A 19,552-nucleotide genomic window follows, 5' to 3' on the forward strand; every position below is an offset into this window, starting at 1 on the left:
GTTTCGTTCCCCTTTCATTTACACTGGCTAAGTTATTTCAATATTAGAATCTATTTTTGAATGCCAGCATTCATTATCTTTATTTTTATTTCAACAGTAGGAATCATTTCTGTCTACTGTTGAATGATTATTTTATTTTAACATATTCTAATAAAGAAATAACCATTTTTAATAAAAGGTAGGGGATTATTCGTTATATTTATACTTCTCGATAATGACCGGCTGGTATTGTTTTCCTTCTATTGCTGCTTCTACCGTTTCCTTTAATAAAGTCATTTTTGCAACCAAAGAATTTGGTTTTTTAAAGGGGTCATCCTGGCCATATGGAATGAAATAAATATTTTTGGTTGCCATTAATTTCATTAAATTTACTCCATTTAGTCCCAGTGCATCATTGGTGGAAATGCCAAGAACGACCGGTTTTAAATTTCTTAATGTGGCCTTTGCTGCCATTAGCACCGGGCTATCATTAATGGCATTGGCAAATTTACTCATCGATACCCCGGTTAGGGGGGCAATTACCATACAATCAAGCGGGTACTTTGGACCTAAAGGTTCTGCTTTTACGATCGAGTCAATGGCTTCATGGCCGGTTAATTTTTCAATTCGCTGGATCCAGTCCTCTCCGTTACCAAAGCGTGTTTCAGTGTTTTTAACTGTAAAAGTAACGATCGGAATGACCTCAGCCCCATCCTGTACCAGCTTTTCAATTTCTGGAAAAACTGCATCATACGTACAATGGGAGCCTGTTAGTCCAAAGCCAATTCTTTTACCCTGTAAACTCATGAAGCATTCCCCTTTCCTTTTTTTAGCGTTTCTTGGAGCAGCTGGGTGAGAACATCCGCTAAGATTCGCCCAGCGGTTTTTGGAGCGACGATTCCTGGCAAACTTGGGGCAAGCAGCGCTTTAATACCACGTTTTTCGGCATAGCGAAAATCAGTTCCTCCCGGTTTGGAAGCTATATCAATGATGAGAGTATGCGGTGGTAATTTAGCGATCACACTTGCACTTACAATTAATTGAGGGACTGTATTGATTAAGATGTCTGTAGTGACTACTTCCTTTTCGATATCGTTTAAATGAAATGGGGAAAGTCCCATTTCCGTAATTCTGGCAAGATGTTCACTTTTTCTGGCACCAACCTTTACCTTCGCTCCCAAGGCATGAAAGGCTCTGGCGATACTCATTCCGCAACGGCCCAGCCCCAGTATGGTGACATTAGAACCATGGATGGTAAAGTCAGTATGTTGAATTGCCATCATGATCGTCCCTTCTACGGTAGGAATGGAATTATAGATGGCAACATCATCCCTTGAAAATAACTGAACAAGTTTCCTTCCGGACTGGTCAATAATCCCATCGAGATAGGGGTTGCTGATTCCGGAGTAAATCATGCAATGTTCTGGAGTCTTTGCCAGGATTTCTTTTGTCAACACTACTTTTTCGTTAGAAAATATGGTTTCTACCTGTCCTTTTAAATTCGTTCCGGCCACTGGTAAAATAACGGCATCTATCAAAGAAAAGTCAACCTCATCTATTTTTTCCTTTACAGCACCTGTGAAGGCGTGGTCAAGCTGTTCGAAGCCAATTAGAGAAATCCGGGCGTCTAATTCCGTTAACTTTCGGATTATCTCCAGTTGTCTGGCATCTCCACCAATCACGGCTATCTGCATCCCTGTCAGCATGAAAACTTTCACCTTCTTTTTAAAAACTTTTATAGGATGAACAAGCCAGTGTTTCCTTTAGAAACTCATCGAAAATATTACCCCTGCTTCATATTACTTCCTCATCATATGTAATAGCGGTTCAATCTGTGAGTTTTCCCTTTGCTGAAAAAAAATTAGCCCAAGCAAAATTCATTTGCTTGGGCTTTAGGGTATTTTATTCTTCTTCAGGTACATCAATAATGATCATTTCGGATCCTATTTTTTTTATATGATTCCATGGGACCCTAATTTCTTCCCCTTGTTTGCGAAATCCAAACCATTTTAAAGAAGGAATCAATAGTGCCTGAATTTGTCCTGTATTTTCATTAATCTCCAAGTCTGTCTGTCCAAGTATACCTAGCCGCTCTGCCTTTTTTACATCGACGATCTCTTTTCCGCTTAATTCACTCAGCCTCATTTGAAAAACCCCCCTTTCAACCTCTTTTCTATAAGTGTATCGAGGGAAGTCCTTATTTAGAATAAGAAAAGCGTAAGCGCCTTGGTCATCGCCGTACAAACTGGAGGGGCTTCGACTGAGATAAAGGAAACACGATGAACAGAGTGAATCGATGTTGACTTATCGTAGGGAGGAGACCTGAAGTTTGCTAGGCGATAGTCGCTGGAGCTGGACAATAAAGAAAAAACAGTTCGAGAAGCGAACTGTTTTTAAACTATGTTATCTGGCATTTCCTCATTAGGGCTGACAAGTGAAATAGAATATTGATCAGAAAAAATCCTTCTGGCCATCTCATTTATACCATTTTTCGTGACTTTGTCGATTAGTTCAATGATTTCATTTAATGAACGGTGACGTTTTAACAGCAGTTCATTTTTGCCGTTGCGGCTCATACGGCTATTGGTACTCTCCAAGCTCAACATTAAACTGCCCTTCAGCTGTTCTTTACTATTAGTTAACTCTTTATCGGTAATTCCATCCTGCTTTAATTTTGTTAACGTTTCCTGGATGGTGTCAAATAGTACGTTGAGCTGACTCGCTCCCGTTCCACCATAAATGGTAACAATTCCACTATCTTGATAGGCCGAATGGTAGGAGAAAACAGAGTACGCTAAACCTTTTTGCTCACGAACTTCCTGGAATAATCTGGAACTCATGCTGCCGCCTAAAATATTATTCAGGGTAATTAGACTGTAAATATCCTCATGACCGACTTTTAATCCTTCAAAGCCAATGCATAAATGAGCCTGCTCGGTTTCTTTTTTCCGGAATATTTTATTGGTGTGAAACGACGGGATATTCTCTCTTATTTCCCGTTTCTCTCCTTGATAAGATCCGAAATACTGTTCCACATCTTCAATAAAGGATTCAGGCACATTACCAGCGATTGATACGACAACATTTTCCGGAATGTATCTTTCCTGAATATATTTCCTCAGTGAGTCACCATTAAAGGTATTTAATGTTTCTTCTGTTCCTAAAATTGGATAACCTAATGGATGTTCACCATAAACAGCTTGACTGAGCAAATCATGAACAATATCATCAGGAGTGTCCTCATACATTTTAATTTCTTCAAGAACAACATTTTTTTCTTTCTTTAACTCCGTCTCCTCAAATGTTGAATGAAAGAACATATCAGCAAGCACATCTAAAGCCAATTTAGCATGTGTATCCAAAACTTTTGCATAATAGCATGTATACTCTTTAGAAGTAAAAGCGTTAACCTGACCGCCAATACTATCAAAGGATTCAGCAATTTCTTTGGCAGTTCGGGTGGTAGTGCCCTTAAAAAACATATGCTCAAGGAAATGGGAGATCCCATTCGTTTGTGGATTTTCATGTCTGGATCCGGTACCAATCCAAATACCGATCGCAACCGATCGGACCGTTGGAATTTGTTCTAATACAATTCTTACTCCATTTTTACATGTATGTTTGTTTATCATCAACTTCCTCCTGTCTATCACAGCAGATGCTTCCACCCCAATGTACATTATACCTTTTATAGCTACTTTCTCCAACTTTTAACTAATTTGTTTTGTTTATTATTATCCTTTCTTCCTTTAATAAATCAGATACCGTTCCAATTTTATAGTTTTTCTGCTTAATCAGGGTAATTAATCGATCAAGAGAAGCTGCTGTTGGTTCAGTTGGATGCATCAGAATCATGGCGCCATTATCTATTTTATTCATTACACGGTTAATGAGCGTTTCCGGTGTCGGTTTTTTCCAATCCACTGTATCAACTGTCCACATAATCGTCTTCATCTTTAATTCATCGGCTATTTTTACCGTTTCATCCCGGTAGCTTCCGCTTGGCGGTGCAAATAAATGACATTTCTTTTCAGTTGATGCTTCTATGATTTCATTTGTTTTAACCATTTGTTCTCTAGCATGGGCTGCTGTTAATTTTGCCATATCTGGATGAGAATAGGAGTGATTTCCAACCTCATGACCAGCACTTACGATCATTTTTGCCAGTTCCGGATTTTTTTTCACCCAATTGCCCTCCAAAAAAAAGCTCGCTGAGACGTTGTGTTTTTTTAAAGTGGCCAGCATATCTGATAAATACTCATTTCCCCATGCCACGTTAATGATAAACGAAACCATTGGTTTATCCGGATGCCCCCGGTAAATAGGAGAAGCCGGCAAATCATTTAAATGAACTTTGGGTCTTATTTGGGTGAAAACAAGTTTTTTTTCGTCAAAAACACCATTTTTTTTCATATTTTTATATGAAGCGCGAATATCAACCTTGATTCCATTGTATCCCGGTATAGCTTTCCAAACTCGATCTATTTTTGCATCCGAAGGCGGCTTTTCATATGTAGGTGCATTATTTTTAATGCTTTGGTAGAGCGAATCTGTCTCTTTTATTGCAGGCAGTGCTTGATGATTTAAACCAGCAACATATTGCTTCACTATGGGAGTATTGACAAACCCCCATGCAGCAATACAAAAACCAAATATAATCATTGCCTTTTTCATTCTATTTTTCCCTCCTTCCATACAAATTATGTATGACAGGGACAAGGTAGAACATAAAGTAAAAGCGCCTCGGTTACCCCCGACAAGCAAATGTTCTTCGCCCCTAAAAGTCCGCTTTTCGACTTTTGGGGGCGAAGGTTATTTGACCTCGAGGGGGTAGGCGCTTGAACTGGATTAGAACATAAAGTAAAAGCGCCGTAGAAACAAGCACAGCTTGTTCCTGCGAAGCTTATTCTCTCAGTATCTTTCCTTAGCGGTCGCTGAAAAACTAAAAAAAGCCAGAGACTTAAAAGCCCCTGACCTTCTTACTACTTCTATTTAGAAGATTAACTATGTTCTTCTGCTTTTTCCCGCTGCTCCTTTAGGACTACTTTACGGGATAAATTAACACGTCCGTGCTTATCGATTTCCGTCACTTTTACCAAGATTTCGTCGCCAAGTTTGACAACATCCTCCACTTTACCTACCCGTTCTTCGGCTAGTTCAGAAATATGAACTAAACCATCTTTTCCAGGGAAAATCTCAACAAAAGCACCAAATTTTTCAATTCGTTTGACTTTTCCGAGGTAAAGCTGGCCAACTTCAACTTCACGGACAATGTCTTCAATAATTTTCTTTGCTTTTTGATTCATGTCCGTGTCGGCAGAAGCAATAAAAATGGTACCGTCCTGCTCGATATCGATTTTTACCCCAGTCTCTTCAATAATCTTATTGATTTGTTTTCCGCTTGGTCCAATCACATCACGAATCTTATCCGGATTGATGGTCATCGTTAAAATCTTCGGTGCAAATTTCGAAAGTTCCTCTCTTGGTTTGGCAATGGTTGAAAGCATATGTTCTAAAATCTGCATTCTTCCTTTTTTCGCCTGCTGCAGAGCTTCCTCCAAAATTTCACGTGACAGCCCCTTAATTTTGATATCCATTTGTAAGGCCGTTACACCTTTAGCTGTCCCTGCTACTTTGAAATCCATATCTCCAAGGTGATCTTCCATTCCCTGGATATCAGTCAGAACGGTATAATGTTCACCAGATTTGACAAGTCCCATGGCAATTCCGGCAACAGGAGCTTTAATAGGAACACCGGCATCCATCAATGCCAACGTACTTCCACAAATACTTGCCTGCGATGTAGAGCCATTCGATTCCAATACCTCAGAGACCACCCTGATGGTATACGGAAAATCCTTTTCCGATGGAATTACTGGTTCTAAGGCACGCTCTCCCAAGGCTCCATGGCCAATTTCCCGACGGCCTGGCCCACGGATTGGACCGGTTTCCCCGACACTGAAGGATGGGAAATTATAATGGTGCATCCATCGCTTTTCTTCTTCAATTCCAAGTCCGTCCAAGATTTGTACATCACCCATCGCCCCAAGGGTACAAATACTGAGAGCTTGTGTTTGTCCCCGGGTAAATAATCCTGAACCATGGGTACGCGGCAAAACGCCTACTTGTGAGGATAATGGACGGATTTCGTCAATTTGACGTCCGTCTGGGCGAATTTTTTCAACCGTGATTAGACGGCGGACTTCTTCTTTAACAATCTTGTCCAAGATTTGTTTTACTTGTTTAAGGTCATCTTCAGTCGCTTCCTGCTCTTCGTACTTTGCCAGGATTTGATCTTTTATTTCTTTAATCGCATCCTCACGGGCATGCTTTTCCGGTACTTGAATCGCTTTAATCATGTCTGCTTCACATAATTCTCGTACTTCAGCCTCAAGCTCTTTATCGATTTCAAAAAGCGTTACCTGCAACTTTTCCTTACCGACTTCAGCAACAATATTCTCTTGAAATTCTATTAGCCGTTTAATTTCTTCATGGCCAAACATGATCGCTTCGAGCATGATTTCTTCCGGTACTTCATTTGCCCCCGCTTCGACCATGTTAATCGCATCTTTTGTGCCGGCAACCGACAGATGGATATCACTTTTCTCCGATTGTTCAACAGTCGGGTTAATGACAAACTCGTTGTCTACTCGGCCGACCACAACACCAGCAATTGGTCCTTCAAACGGAATATCTGAAACACTGAGTGCCAAAGATTATCCGAACATTGCCGCCATTTCAGGGGTACAATCTTGATCTACGCTCATTACCATGCTGATAACTTGTACCTCATTACGGAATCCGTCAGCAAATAGCGGACGAATCGGCCGGTCAATGAGGCGGCTAGCTAAAATCGCTTTTTCGCTTGGCCGTCCTTCCCGTTTAATAAAGCCGCCAGGAATTTTCCCAACTGCGTATAAACGTTCCTCATAGTTGACCGTTAACGGAAAAAAATCTAAATTTTTCGGTTCCTTCGAAGCGGTTGCTGTACTTAATACAGCCGTATCACCGTAACGGATTAAAACTGCTCCATTGGCCTGCTTGGCCAGCTGTCCAATTTCCACTGTCAGCTTGCGTCCAGCCCAATCGATGGAATATACATGTTTCTCTTGATCCATATTTTTACCCCTCTCATCTTAACTACTTTGGAGGATGATACGAAATAAATATTTCGCTGTAATCATCTACTTTTGGAAAATATAAAAAAAGCCGTTAAAAGCTTATGTTGTCATTTCAAATTAATATTAGTATGCTCCATTTAGTCCAGTCTTAAAAATATGTATATAATATTCATTTATCTTTTTTCACTAATAAAAAAGCGGGAAAATTCCCGCTTCTGTAAACTAACGACGTAGACCAAGCTTATTAATTAACTCACGGTAACGTTGAACATCCTTGTTACGAAGGTAAGTTAAAAGATTACGACGCTTACCTACCATTTTCAACAGACCACGACGTGAGTGATGATCTTTCTTATGAACGCGTAAATGGTCGTTCAAAATGTTGATTTGTTCAGTAAGGACAGCGATTTGAACCTCTGCAGATCCAGTATCATTCTCATGAGTTTTGTACTCATTGATGATTTCGTTTTTACGTTCTTGTGTCAGTGCCATCCAAGTTCACCTCCTATTATCCAAATCACCTGTTACTGAGCATGCGTTGGTGAGGCGACATGCCAAGTAAAGGTTCATTTAATACGTAGTTAAGAATACAACGTTTTCCGTCAAAATGCAAGTTCTATCACTAATAATATCCAAGATATTCTCAATTTAATCAACCTTGGTAAAAAGTGTACCCGCTTTTCTAAAGTATTCGGAAGCATTTTGTTTGTCCTTTTCAATTTGCTTGATCAAATCATCAACCCCTGAAAATTTTTGTTCTTTTCGTAGGTATAGATGCCATTCAACCACTGCCTCTTCCCCATAGATGTCCTGGTCGAAATCAAAAATGAACACTTCGATTGAAATCTTTTGGTTGTCCCTATGAAATGTTGGTTTATAGCCCACATTGCATACTCCCTGATGCCATCTATCTTTAACCTTTATTCTGACAGCATAAACTCCAACCGGGGGTATACTATATTCATCATTTAGTTCGATATTGGCTGTTGGAAACCCAAGTGTTCTCCCGCGTTTGTCTCCTTGGATGACAATCCCAGTTGTCGTATAATATCTTCCTAACAGGCTTGGAATAGAATCAATTTTTCCTTCCTTCAGCAGACCGCGAATTCTTGTCGAGCTTACTTTTTCATGGTTATCTGTATATTTTGGTACTACTGTATAAGTAAATTGCTCTCTCGAATGAAACGGCAATGTTTCCATATTGCCTTTCCCCATTCGTCCATACGTATAATCAAATCCAGCGACTACATGCTTTACATTCAAGCCGATGATATATTGATCAACAAATTCCTGAGGCAGCAAGTTGGCAAATTCCGCAGTAAAATGAACAATAAATAAATAGTCCACTCCAAGCTGTTCCATCACCTTAATCTTTTCAGATAATGGCGTTATATATTGTACCTGCTTTTTTTCCCTCGCTAACACTACCGAAGGATGCGGATCGAAGGTCATCACCGCACTGCTCATGCCCTTGTTCATTGCCTGTTTTTTTGCTTCAAGAATCACCTGTTGATGTCCCAAATGAACACCATCAAAATAGCCCAGAGCCATTACCAATGGCGGTATCTCTTGTTTCGTTATGTTTAAAGGAAACTCTAACTTCATTACTTCCAATGGAAACTCACCTTTTCTTTACCTTAACCTTTATTCTGGATTGCTCCTCAATACCTTAACAGGTTTTAATAGATCTGACTTGCTAGGATGCTTCGCATAAATAGCCAACGCCAGTCCATCTTTTGTTTCTACAACAATAGGCCCGGTACATGATTTTAAATTTTCTGGAATGGCTAGTAATACACCATTTTTCACTTTCTCTGCTACTTTATCATTTATTTTTAATTTGGGCAAATGAGAAAGCGCCGTTTCAAGCGGCTTTAAAATGGTTTCCACTTTTCCCTCTGCTGCTAATTCTTCAACTTCTTCTAAGGTAAAACAGTCCTCCAGTGAAAACGATGCCGATCGAATCCTCGTTAAGCTTGACATATGCGCCGGATAACCTAATTTTTCACCGATCATAACCGCCAACGTTCTAATATAGGTCCCTTTACTGCAGTCTACTTTAAACCTAAAACGGATCGTTTCTCCGGTCCACTTAGAACAGTTGTCCAGAAGTTGAATCGAATAAATGGTTACCTTTCTCGATGGTCGTTCAACTTCAATTCCTTTTCGAGCATACTCGTAAAGACGGACTCCTTTGACCTTCACTGCCGAAAACATCGGTGGTGTTTGAACGATTTCGCCTGTTAATGAATCGAACACCTGTAAAATATCATCACGCAAAATCGGTTTCATAACAGGTTTTTTGGCAACTATTTCCCCAGCAGCATCTTCTGTGGTCGTAGAATAGCCAATCGTTACCTCACCCTCATAAGCCTTTCCGGCATCTGTCATATATTCAGCAACCTTGGTTGCTTTTCCAATACAAATTGGGAGAACACCGGTGACTTCCGGATCCAAAGTACCCGTATGACCAATTTTTTTGGTTTTTAAGATTTTTCGTAATTGATAAACACAGTCATGACTCGTTAACCCAGCTGGTTTAAACAATGGTAAAATTCCTTCCACCATTCATTCTCTGCTCCTTTCGTCCCAAAAAAATGGATAGACGATTGTCTATCCATTTCACCTGTTCAATCGAGGTGTATCATGTCTATTGATTTTTTTCTTCCTCATTTGTTTCCACAGATTTTTCTTCTGTATGGAGTTCATGAATGAGTGATTCAATCCGATTTCCATAATCGATTGATTCATCAAATTCAAAAATGATTTCAGGTGTTTTGCGCAGCCGAATACGGTGGCCAATCTCGGATCGGATAAATCCTTTCGCCTTTGCGAGTCCTTTTAATGTATTTTCTTTCTGCTCATCATCACCCAATACAGAAATAAATACTTTGGCTTGCTGAAGATCTCCTGTTACTTGAACGTCCGTCACCGTTACAAAACCGATCCGCGGATCTTTAATTTTACGGCCGATTATGTCACTTAGTTCTTTTTTCATTTGCTCTCCAACACGATTTGGTCTATGGCTCATCACATTCACCTCTTACTTTAAAGCCATTCTATTTCGGTGATCGTTCTTTCTATTTCCGGAAACGAATCGATAAATTTTAATACATTTTGCAGCTCTTGTTCAGCCCCGATCCGCGCTTCGGAAATAGCAGCGATGCCAATTTTTGTTCGCTGCCATACATCTTGAAAGCCAACCTCAGCTGCGGAAACATTGAATTTTTGCCTAATCCGGGTAAGAATTCGCTGCAATACTGCCCGTTTCTCTTTTAAGGAATGGGCATCATAAATGATGCATTCACAGTCGGCAACGCCGATGATCATTTACGTTCCACTTCTTCCATTACAAATGCCTCAATGATGTCTTCCTCTTTAATATCATTGAAGTTTTTGATGGTAATACCACATTCATATCCTTGTGCCACTTCTTTTACATCGTCTTTGAAGCGTTTTAGGGCATCTATTTCACCTTCGAAGATAACCACGCCATTGCGGATCACGCGGACACCGCTGTCACGTGTAATCTTGCCATCAGTGACATAGGAACCGGCAATTGTTCCAACTTTGGAAACCTTAAAGGTCTGACGAACCTCGGCCTGACCAATAATTTTTTCTACAAATTCAGGATCAAGCATTCCCTTCATCGCAGCTTCCATTTCCTCAATAACCTTATAAATGATACGGTGAAGACGAACATCAACTTTTTCAGCTTCCGCAGCACGTTTAGCATTGGCATCCGGACGGACATTAAAGCCAATTACAATGGCATTGGAGGCAGCAGCAAGGGTGATATCCGATTCATTTATAGCCCCTGTACCATTATGGATAATTTTAATATTGACACCTTCTACATCGATTTTATTTAATGATGCAGCTAATGCCTCTGCGGAGCCTTGAACATCAGATTTTAGAACAACATTAAGGTCCTTCATTTCTCCTTGCTTCAATTGTTCAAATAAATTATCTAGGCTGACGCGCACTTTTTCGCCGCGCTGGGCAACCAATGCCTGCTGAGCACGAGCTTCACCAACATGACGGGCTGTTTTTTCATCATCGAAAACAACGAACCGGTCACCCGCCTGCGGCACATCATTAAGGCCGGTAATTTCGACTGGAGTAGATGGTCCAGCATCCTTTACACGCCGACCTTTATCATTTACCATTGCCCGGACACGGCCGAATGTATTACCGACAACTATTGGATCGCCAACCTTTAATGTTCCATTTTGAATTAGCAATGTAGCGACAGATCCACGGCCTTTATCTAAGCGAGCCTCAATCACAGTACCCAATGCTTTGCGGTTTGGATTTGCCTTTAATTCCGCAACTTCGCTAACAAGTAAAATCATTTCCAGCAAGTTGTCGATTCCATCGCCATTTTTTGCGGAAATAGGAACAAAAATAGTATCACCGCCCCAGGCTTCTGCCACTAAACCATATTCGGTCAACTCCTGCATAACACGATCAGGGTTGGCTGCTTCCTTATCTATTTTATTGACGGCGACTATGATTGGAACATCCGCTGCTTTGGCGTGGTTAATCGCCTCAACTGTTTGCGGCATAACCCCATCATCAGCAGCGACAACAAGAACAGTGATATCGGTAATTTGCGCTCCGCGAGCCCGCATTGTTGTAAATGCCGCATGCCCAGGAGTATCAAGAAAGGTAATTTTTTTACCGTTTTCAACTACTTGATAGGCACCGATATGCTGGGTAATTCCGCCTGCTTCGCCTTCCGTTACTTTCGTATTCCTAATCGAATCCAGTAATGTTGTTTTTCCGTGGTCAACGTGACCCATGATGGTGACAACTGCCGGCCGTTCCACTAAGGATTCTTCTGGATCAGGAGTAAAATACACCTCTAAATCGGTAGTATCAACTCTGACTTCTTCTTCGACCTCAACACCATACTCGCTGGCAATCAATTCAATGGCATCTTTATCTAAATCTTGATTGATTGTTGCCATTACACCGAGCAAGAAAAGCTTTTTAATAATTTCAGAAGGCTCTCTGTGTAATTTTTTTGCGAGTTCAGCGACCGTTAAGGATTCAGTAAATGTAATCTTTGCCGGAAGTTCTTTTTCCTTCTTCTTTTGCGGAGGAGTCTCCACTTGTTGATAGTTTTTCCGCTTATTATGATTACGATTTTGATGATGATGAGGTCTGGACTTTCCTTTATTAGACTGGAATGCTTTATTCTCTTTTGATTGGTACTCCTGATCGTGCTTCTTTCCTTCTTTACTTTTTGGTGAAGCAGCAACCTTAATCTTGCTCGGTACAGCTACGGTATCTTCTTCGTCTTCAAAAGCCTTTGGTGACGCTTTTGCTGCTACCTTTGGCTGTGCATCTGGTTTTTTCGTTTGTTTTGGCTGAGAAGGACGGCCGTTCCGTTTTGCTGAAGATGAAGAATTTGCCGGCCTTTTCGGCTTTTGATTTACCTGTTTCTTCTCTTGGGTCTTTCTTTCACTTTTATTATAGACATCATCAAGCTTTTTAATTTGAGCCTCTTCTAATGTTGCCATATGGTTTGTAACTTCTATATTCATTTCTTTTAATTTTGAAATGATTTCTTTACTTGAAAGATTGTGTTTTTTTGCATATTCATAAACGCGTAGTTTACTCATTGTTTTCACCCCCGCTAGAATTAATCGAGCAACGTTACCAGTTTCTTAGCAAATCCATCATCCAATACAGCTACAACAACGCGGGCTTCTTTGCCAATCGCCTGGCCAAGAAGATAACGATTTTCCACTATTTTTAATGGAACATTGTATGAATTACATTTATCTGTAATCTTTTTCGTCGTATTTTGTGAGGCGTCACTGGATAATAAAACGAGCTTTGCCTTTCCGCTCCGGATTTCGTTAATACTTAACTCCTCGCCCGAGATAATTTTTCGTGCCCGATTGGCCAATCCAAGCAATGATAACCATTGATTTTGTTTCATTTGGATGACCCGTTCTCCTTCTCAATTAATGAAAGCAGTTCTTCATAGATTGCATCTGTTACAGGTACTTCTAAATGATTAGATAAAATATTTTTCTTCTTCGCTAACAGAACTGCTTCCTTATCCCTTGAAAGGTATGCCCCTCTTCCCGATTTTTTTCCGGTTAAATCGATCGAGACTTCCCCTTCTTTTGTGCGAACGATGCGAACGAGTTCTTTTTTCGGTTTCATTTCACCGGTAGCCACACATTTGCGCATAGGAACTTTTCTCTTTGTGTTCACAATCATTCACCTTACCTTTAATCAAACTTTTCTTCTTCTTCAAAGTTGGAATCAATTTGATCATCAAACAACTTGATCATTTCTTCCCGTGGATAGATTTCCAGTTCACGTGCTTCCGTTTCCGACTTAATATCAATCTTCCAGCCGGTTAATTTCGCAGCAAGACGAGCATTTTGTCCTCGCTTGCCAATGGCCAGGGAGAGTTGATAATCAGGAACCACGACTGTCGTTGCTTTTTCATCCTCGTTTACAATCACATCCAGCACTTTGGAAGGACTTAAGGCATTGGCCACAAAAACAACCGGGTCATCCGACCATTTGACAATATCGATTTTTTCGCCTTTTAATTCATTTACCACAGCCTGTACCCTTGCTCCTTTTAATCCAACACAAGAACCAACCGGATCCACCTCAGGATTATCCGAATGAACGGAAATTTTTGAGCGGTCACCTGCTTCGCGGGCTACAGATTTAATTTCGACTGTCCCATCATAAATTTCCGGTACCTCAATTTCAAATAAACGTTTTAATAATCCTGGATGAGTGCGTGATACAAAAATTTGTGGTCCTTTTGTTGTCTTTTCTACTTTTGTAATAAAGACTTTAATTCGGTCATGCGGTTTATACCGTTCATTTGGCATCTGTTCATTTACTGGCAATAAAGCTTCGATTTTTCCTAAACTGACATAAATAAATTTGGAATCAAGCCTTTGAACAATTCCGGTCATGATATCTTCTTCGCGGTCGATAAATTCGGAGTAAATAATTCCTCTTTCCGCTTCCCTTACACGTTGGGTGACAACTTGCTTGGCTGTCTGTGCGGCAATTCTGCCAAAGTCTTTAGGTGTCACTTCCATTTCGACGATATCTTCTATTTGATAATTTGGATTGATACGCTGGGCATCCTCCAACGAGATTTCCAGACGTGGATCAAAAACTTCTTCTACTACCTCTTTGCGGGCAAAAACCCGCATTGAACCGGTTTCTAAATTTAAATCAATTCTAACGTTCTGAGCCTGATTAAAATTTCGACGATACGCCGAAACCAGTGCTGCTTCTATTGCTTCTATTAATACATCTCTGGAAATGCCCTTCTCTTTTTCCAGAACGGTAAGAGCATCCAATAATTCGCTGCTCATTTTTTTGTATCCCCCTAATCCTGTTATTTTTCTTTTGGGTAATCATTACGAAAAAGTGACAGCAAGCCTTGCAGCAGCGACTTTTTCATAAGGAATTTCAATGGTTTCTTTTCGGGTTTTCATTTTCATTTCGAGTTTAATCTGTTGACCATCAAATTCAAGTAAAATACCTTCAAAGCTTTTTTCACCATTAATTGGTTCATACGTTTTAACTAAAATATTTTTACCAATCGCCTTCTCAAAATCCTTTTGTTTTTTTAATGGTCGTTCAGCACCAGGAGATGATACTTCCAAAAAGTAGTTGTGTGGAATGGGATCCACTTCATCCAGTTTCTCACTAAGACGTTCACTTACCAAACCGCAATCTTCAATGTCCACACCAAGCTCTTTATCAATAAATACGCGAAGAAACCAGCTTTTTCCTTCCTTCACATATTCTATTTCCACCAGTTCTATGTCAAGCTCTTGACAAATCGGTGCGGCCAGTTCTTCGACCACTTCCGTTACTTTGCTCATGCCATACCTCCTTTTCCACCCAGACCGATCTTTAGCGGAAGCTTTATCAAAGTAACAAAAAAACCACTGTAAACAACACGAAAGAGTGGGAGAATCCCACTCTTAGATACGAGAGTAATCTTTAGTATTTCCAATAAAACTATACCATAACCATATTGTTTATGCAAATCAGAAAAGCGGAAGCACCCCTAGAATAAGGAGAGTTGGTTTTGTTCTGGCAGTGATTCCAAACAGCCCTGTTTATCCAAATATTCCAGGATGGTTTTGGACACCTTTCCACGTTGCTGCAGGTCTTCCTTTGATAAAAATTCCCCTTCTGCCCGAGCCTTGACGATATTTTGGGCGGCATTAGTGCCAAGACCTGGGATAGAATTAAATGGCGGGATTAATGAATTCCCATCAATGATAAACTCTGCAGCAGCCGATTTGTATAAATCGTAATTTTGGAAAGAGAAACCTCTCTGGGTCATTTCCAATGCCAATTCTAAAACAGTTAGCAAGCTTTTTTCTTTATTTGAAGCTTCTAATCCTTTGGCATTGATTTCTTCCATTTTGGCCCGAATCGCTTCTGGCCCACGTGTCATGATTTCAATATCAAAATCCTCAGCCCGCACGGTAAAATAGGCAGCATAGTATAAAAGCGGCAGATGAACTTTAAAATAGGCAATCCGTACCGCCATTAATACATAGGCAGCAGCATGGGCTTTAGGGAACATGTATTTAATTTTTTTACAGGAGTCAATATACCACTCAGGGACATTATTCCTGCGCATCTCCGCTTCCATTTCTTCCGTTAACCCTTTTCCTTTACGGACAGATTCCATTATTTTAAACGCAAACGAAGGTTCAAGCCCCTGATAAATCAGATACACCATGATATCATCCCGACAGCCAATCACCTCACTTAAGGTACAAGTCCGATTTTGGATCAATTCTTGGGCATTGCCCAGCCAAACATCTGTGCCATGTGACAGACCGGAAATTTGGACAAGTTCGGAAAAAGTGGTTGGTTTTGTATCTTCAAGCATTTGCCGTACAAATCTTGTCCCAAATTCAGGAATTCCAAGTGTTCCGGTTTTACACATAATTTGTTCCTCAGTTACCCCCAGTGATTCGGGACTGCTAAAGATTTTCATGACTTCGGGATCATCCGTTGGAATCGTTTTAGGATCAATTCCGCTTAAATCCTGAAGCATTCTGATTACCGTCGGATCATCGTGACCAAGAATATCCAGTTTTAGGACGTTATCATGAATGGAATGGAAATCAAAATGGGTTGTCCGCCATTCCGAATTCCGGTCGTCCGCCGGAAACTGGATCGGGGTAAAATCAAATACGTCCATGTAATCTGGAATAACGATAATTCCGCCTGGATGCTGACCGGTTGTCCGTTTAACACCCGTACAGCCGGCAGCGAGCCGTTCCACTTCGGCATTGCGGATATGCAAATTATTATCCTGTTGATACGCTTTTACATAGCCAAAAGCTGTTTTTTCAGCCACTGTGCCGATTGTTCCCGCACGGTAGACATTGTCTTCTCCAAACAACACCTTCGTATAATTATGAGCTCTTGGCTGATATTCACCGGAGAAGTTCAAATCAATATCAGGAACCTTATCCCCTTTAAAACCTAAAAAGGTCTCAAAAGGAATATCGTGGCCGTCTTTGCGATACTTCGCCCCACATTGTGGACAATTTTTATCAGGTAAGTCAAATCCCGATCCGACTGAACCATCATTAAAGAACTCTGAATGTTTGCATTCCGGACAAACATAATGTGGCGGCAGCGCATTCACTTCGGTTATTTCCGTCATTGTTGCCACTAACGAAGAACCGACAGAGCCCCTTGACCCGACAAGATAGCCGTCATCAAGAGATTTCTTGACTAATTTGTGGGCGATTAAATAAATAACCGCAAACCCATGGCCAATAATACTTTTTAATTCTTTTTCCAGCCTTGCCTCAACAATTTCCGGCAGCGGGTCGCCGTATATTTTATGGGCCATTTCATAGCTCATTTGCCGAATTTCTTCTTCCGCACCTTCAATTCTTGGTGTATATAATTCATCCTTTATCGGCTTGATCACATCTATCATATCAGCAATTTTATTTGTGTTGGTGACAACGATTTCCTTAGCCTTTTCTGCTCCTAAAAAGGCAAAGGCATCGAGCATTTCATTGGTTGTCCGAAAATGAACATCGGGAAGTTGATGACGATTGAGCGGATTGGCACCGCCCTGAGAATTAATCAGGATTTTCCGATAGATCTTATCATTTTCGTTCAAATAATGGACATTCCCGGTTGCGACAACTGGAATCCCCAGCTTGTCTCCCAAAGCGACGATGTTGCCAATAATTTGCTCGAGCGCCTTTTCATCACGGACCAGTTCCGTTTCAATCAACGGTGCATACACTTGCTTTGGCATGACCTCTAGATAATCATAAAAACGGGCAATTTCCATGACTTCCTCCGGAGGCTTTTGCATCATTCCTTCAAACACTTCACCTTTGTCGCAGGCCGAGCCAACAATAATTCCTTCGCGGTATTTTTGCAGAACTGAGCGAGGGATCCTTGGCACACGGTAAAAATATTCAACATGAGCAATCGAAATTAATTTAAATAGGTTTTTTAAACCCGCCTCTGTTTGGGCCAAAAGCGTGCAATGATAGGGTCTGGCTCGTTGATAAGCATTGCCTTTTCCCATATATTCGTTAAATTCATCATGATACAGAATCCCTTTTTCATGGGCTTCCTTTAACATTTTCATTAACAAATAACCTGTCGCCTCAGCATCATAAATGGCTCGGTGATGCTGTGTTAATTCGACATCATATTTTTTCGTCAATGTATTTAGGCGGTGGTTCTTTAGTTCCGGATGCAGGAAACGAGCCAGTTCCAGAGTATCAATGACCGGGTTGGCCGCTTTTTCAAAACCGATTTTTTGATAACCGACATTTAAGAAGCCCATATCAAACGTGGCATTATGTGCAACCAGGATTGCATCTTGAGCCCAATCACGGAACTTGGTCAGCACTTCGGAAACTTCCGGAGCATTTTCCACCATTTCATCAGTTATACTGGTCAAATTAATCGTGGTCGCTGATAAACGATGATGGGGGTTGGCAAATGATTCAAATCGGTCAATAATCTCCCCGCCTTTCACCTTTACTGCAGCAAGCTCAATAATCGTGTCATACACAGCAGAAAGTCCCGTTGTTTCAACGTCAAAGACAACATAAGTATCCTCTTCAAGCAGACGGTGAGCATCATTATAGGCAATAGGAACACCATCATCGACTAAATTGGCCTCGACCCCATAAAGAATTTTTATATCATGTTTCTTTCCAGCACTAAATGCTTCTGGAAAGGACTGGGCAACTGCATGGTCGGTAATGGCAATCGCCTTATGACCCCATTTTTTCGCCTGGGCCACAAGTGTGCTTACTGGCGTGACAGCATCCATTTGACTCATGGGGGTATGAAGATGCAGTTCAACGCGCTTTTCTCCCTCTGGTGCCGTATCCTTGCGTTCAACCGGTTTTATTTCATGAATATCGTTCGCAATCATCACGAGGTCGCGCACAAAGGTATCATTTTGAATACTGCCGCGAACCTTTACCCACATGCCTTTTTTCACACGTTGAAATTGATTGGCATCCTCTTTATCACGGGAAAACATTTTGACCATGATGGAGCTTGTATAGTCCGTAATTTTAAATGTAAGCAAGGAGCGGCCGCTTCTTAATTCACGGATTTCGGCATCAAAGATATACCCCTCAACGACAACTCGTCTTTCCTCATCAACAATTTCGATCATGCTGCGCAGATCGCTGTCATCCTTTATCGAAAGGCCAATTGAAAGCGGTCCTTCACTGGCATCGCCATTGTCTTGGTCTTTCTCGGCCCCCTGCTTTTGCATTTCTGCCAATGCTAAAAGTGCTCTTTCATGATCCTCTTGTTCCTTGGCTTGTAAGAACTGCTCATATTCATTACTGTTCGCTGCTTTTTTTACTTCCATTTCAATTGAAATTGCCGGAAACCCGAAAGACTGGAGTGTGGTTGCGATCACAGAACTATATTTCCGCTTAATCGTTAATCCTTCAGCTTCATTATGAACAGCGACTGTCAGTTTATGCCCGTTAACCAAGGGGATTTGTTCATTTAAAAGCTTTAATAGAGGGGGGGAAATGCCGTCTATTTGCTGAATACAATAACTCCAGTATTGTTGCAGTAATTCTTGAGTATACGTGGGACTTTCAACATTGAATTCATATGAAATTTTTGCAATATGCGAAAAAGTTTTCTCAAGTCTTGTAGCAAATTGAATATACACATTAAAGGGAAGGATTTTTTCAAGCAAAAATTGAAAATGCCACTTCCTCGATTTCTTTTCAACCAATAACCTTTCAATTTGCGCATTATTAAAATGCACTACAACAGCATCGTCAACCAATTGCAGCTGCTGGAGCAAGAGTTGGAATCGCTTTTTATTGCCAAGGGCATGTTCGCTCATCGTTCTCTCTCCCATCTTATCTATCTATCATTTTCTATCAAGAGATAAT

At 40.7% G+C, this 19,552-nt stretch carries 16 protein-coding genes and 1 pseudogene; all 17 read right to left on the minus strand.

Translation table 11 applies throughout. The annotated features are described in order from the left end of the window. Positions 1–186 precede the first annotated feature (186 nt). Positions 187–786 (minus strand): dipicolinate synthase subunit B, encoded by a 600-nt coding sequence (gene dpaB, locus RCG24_RS08140; RefSeq protein ID WP_202653941.1) that lies wholly within the window; start codon positions 784–786, stop codon positions 187–189. Further along, on the minus strand, positions 783–1,685 hold the full coding sequence (dpaA, locus tag RCG24_RS08145; protein WP_308078850.1) for a dipicolinic acid synthetase subunit A: 903 nt from the start codon (positions 1,683–1,685) through the stop codon (positions 783–785). Before dpaA ends, dpaB begins: the two co-directional genes overlap by 4 nt. Positions 1,686–1,881: 196 nt before the next feature. Further along, positions 1,882–2,124 carry a YlmC/YmxH family sporulation protein gene (locus RCG24_RS08150; protein WP_202653939.1) on the minus strand — a complete coding sequence of 81 codons (243 nt, stop codon included), beginning with the start codon at positions 2,122–2,124 and terminating at the stop codon, positions 1,882–1,884. Positions 2,125–2,372: 248 nt separating this feature from the next. Next, on the minus strand, positions 2,373–3,611 hold the full coding sequence (locus RCG24_RS08155) for a M16 family metallopeptidase (protein ID WP_308078851.1): 1,239 nt from the start codon (positions 3,609–3,611) through the stop codon (positions 2,373–2,375). Between the two features lie 82 nt (positions 3,612–3,693). Next, positions 3,694–4,653 (minus strand): polysaccharide deacetylase family protein, encoded by a 960-nt coding sequence (locus tag RCG24_RS08160; RefSeq protein ID WP_308078852.1) that lies wholly within the window; start codon positions 4,651–4,653, stop codon positions 3,694–3,696. Positions 4,654–4,979: 326 nt separating this feature from the next. Beyond that, positions 4,980–7,097: pseudogene (pnp, locus tag RCG24_RS08165) on the minus strand (polyribonucleotide nucleotidyltransferase). Positions 7,098–7,322: 225 nt separating this feature from the next. Next, positions 7,323–7,592, minus strand: coding sequence for a 30S ribosomal protein S15 (rpsO, locus tag RCG24_RS08170; protein ID WP_202653935.1), 270 nt, complete (start codon positions 7,590–7,592; stop codon positions 7,323–7,325). 156 nt (positions 7,593–7,748) lie between these two features. After that, positions 7,749–8,714 carry a bifunctional riboflavin kinase/FAD synthetase gene (gene ribF / locus RCG24_RS08175; protein ID WP_374049137.1) on the minus strand — a complete coding sequence of 322 codons (966 nt, stop codon included), beginning with the start codon at positions 8,712–8,714 and terminating at the stop codon, positions 7,749–7,751. Positions 8,715–8,744: 30 nt separating this feature from the next. Then, a complete protein-coding gene (gene truB, locus RCG24_RS08180; RefSeq protein ID WP_202654329.1) occupies positions 8,745–9,665 on the minus strand; it encodes a tRNA pseudouridine(55) synthase TruB in 921 nt (306 codons plus the stop codon). Between the two features lie 85 nt (positions 9,666–9,750). Further along, complete coding sequence (rbfA, locus tag RCG24_RS08185; protein ID WP_202653934.1) at positions 9,751–10,131, minus strand: 30S ribosome-binding factor RbfA; 381 nt, start codon at positions 10,129–10,131, stop codon at positions 9,751–9,753. Positions 10,132–10,148: 17 nt separating this feature from the next. Further along, complete coding sequence (locus RCG24_RS08190) at positions 10,149–10,427, minus strand: DUF503 domain-containing protein (protein WP_202654328.1); 279 nt, start codon at positions 10,425–10,427, stop codon at positions 10,149–10,151. Further along, on the minus strand, positions 10,427–12,730 hold the full coding sequence (gene infB / locus RCG24_RS08195) for a translation initiation factor IF-2 (protein ID WP_202653933.1): 2,304 nt from the start codon (positions 12,728–12,730) through the stop codon (positions 10,427–10,429). The genes RCG24_RS08190 and infB overlap by 1 nt, the downstream gene beginning before the upstream one ends. A gap of 20 nt (positions 12,731–12,750) precedes the next feature. Then, entirely contained in the window at positions 12,751–13,053 is a 303-nt protein-coding gene (locus tag RCG24_RS08200; protein WP_202653932.1) for a YlxQ family RNA-binding protein, read from the minus strand. Next, positions 13,050–13,334, minus strand: coding sequence for an RNase P modulator RnpM (gene rnpM, locus RCG24_RS08205; protein WP_202653931.1), 285 nt, complete (start codon positions 13,332–13,334; stop codon positions 13,050–13,052). Before rnpM ends, RCG24_RS08200 begins: the two co-directional genes overlap by 4 nt. A 17-nt stretch (positions 13,335–13,351) precedes the next feature. Further along, positions 13,352–14,473: a transcription termination factor NusA gene (gene nusA / locus RCG24_RS08210; RefSeq protein WP_308078853.1), complete on the minus strand. Its 1,122-nt coding sequence runs from the start codon at positions 14,471–14,473 to the stop codon at positions 13,352–13,354. Positions 14,474–14,518: 45 nt separating this feature from the next. Then, positions 14,519–14,989 (minus strand): ribosome maturation factor RimP, encoded by a 471-nt coding sequence (gene rimP, locus RCG24_RS08215; protein WP_308078854.1) that lies wholly within the window; start codon positions 14,987–14,989, stop codon positions 14,519–14,521. Positions 14,990–15,177: 188 nt separating this feature from the next. After that, complete coding sequence (locus RCG24_RS08220) at positions 15,178–19,503, minus strand: PolC-type DNA polymerase III (RefSeq protein WP_202653928.1); 4,326 nt, start codon at positions 19,501–19,503, stop codon at positions 15,178–15,180. Between the last annotated feature and the right edge of the window lie 49 nt (positions 19,504–19,552).

The organism is Neobacillus sp. OS1-32, from assembly GCF_030915425.1.
Classification (GTDB): domain Bacteria; phylum Bacillota; class Bacilli; order Bacillales; family Cytobacillaceae; genus Neobacillus; species Neobacillus paridis.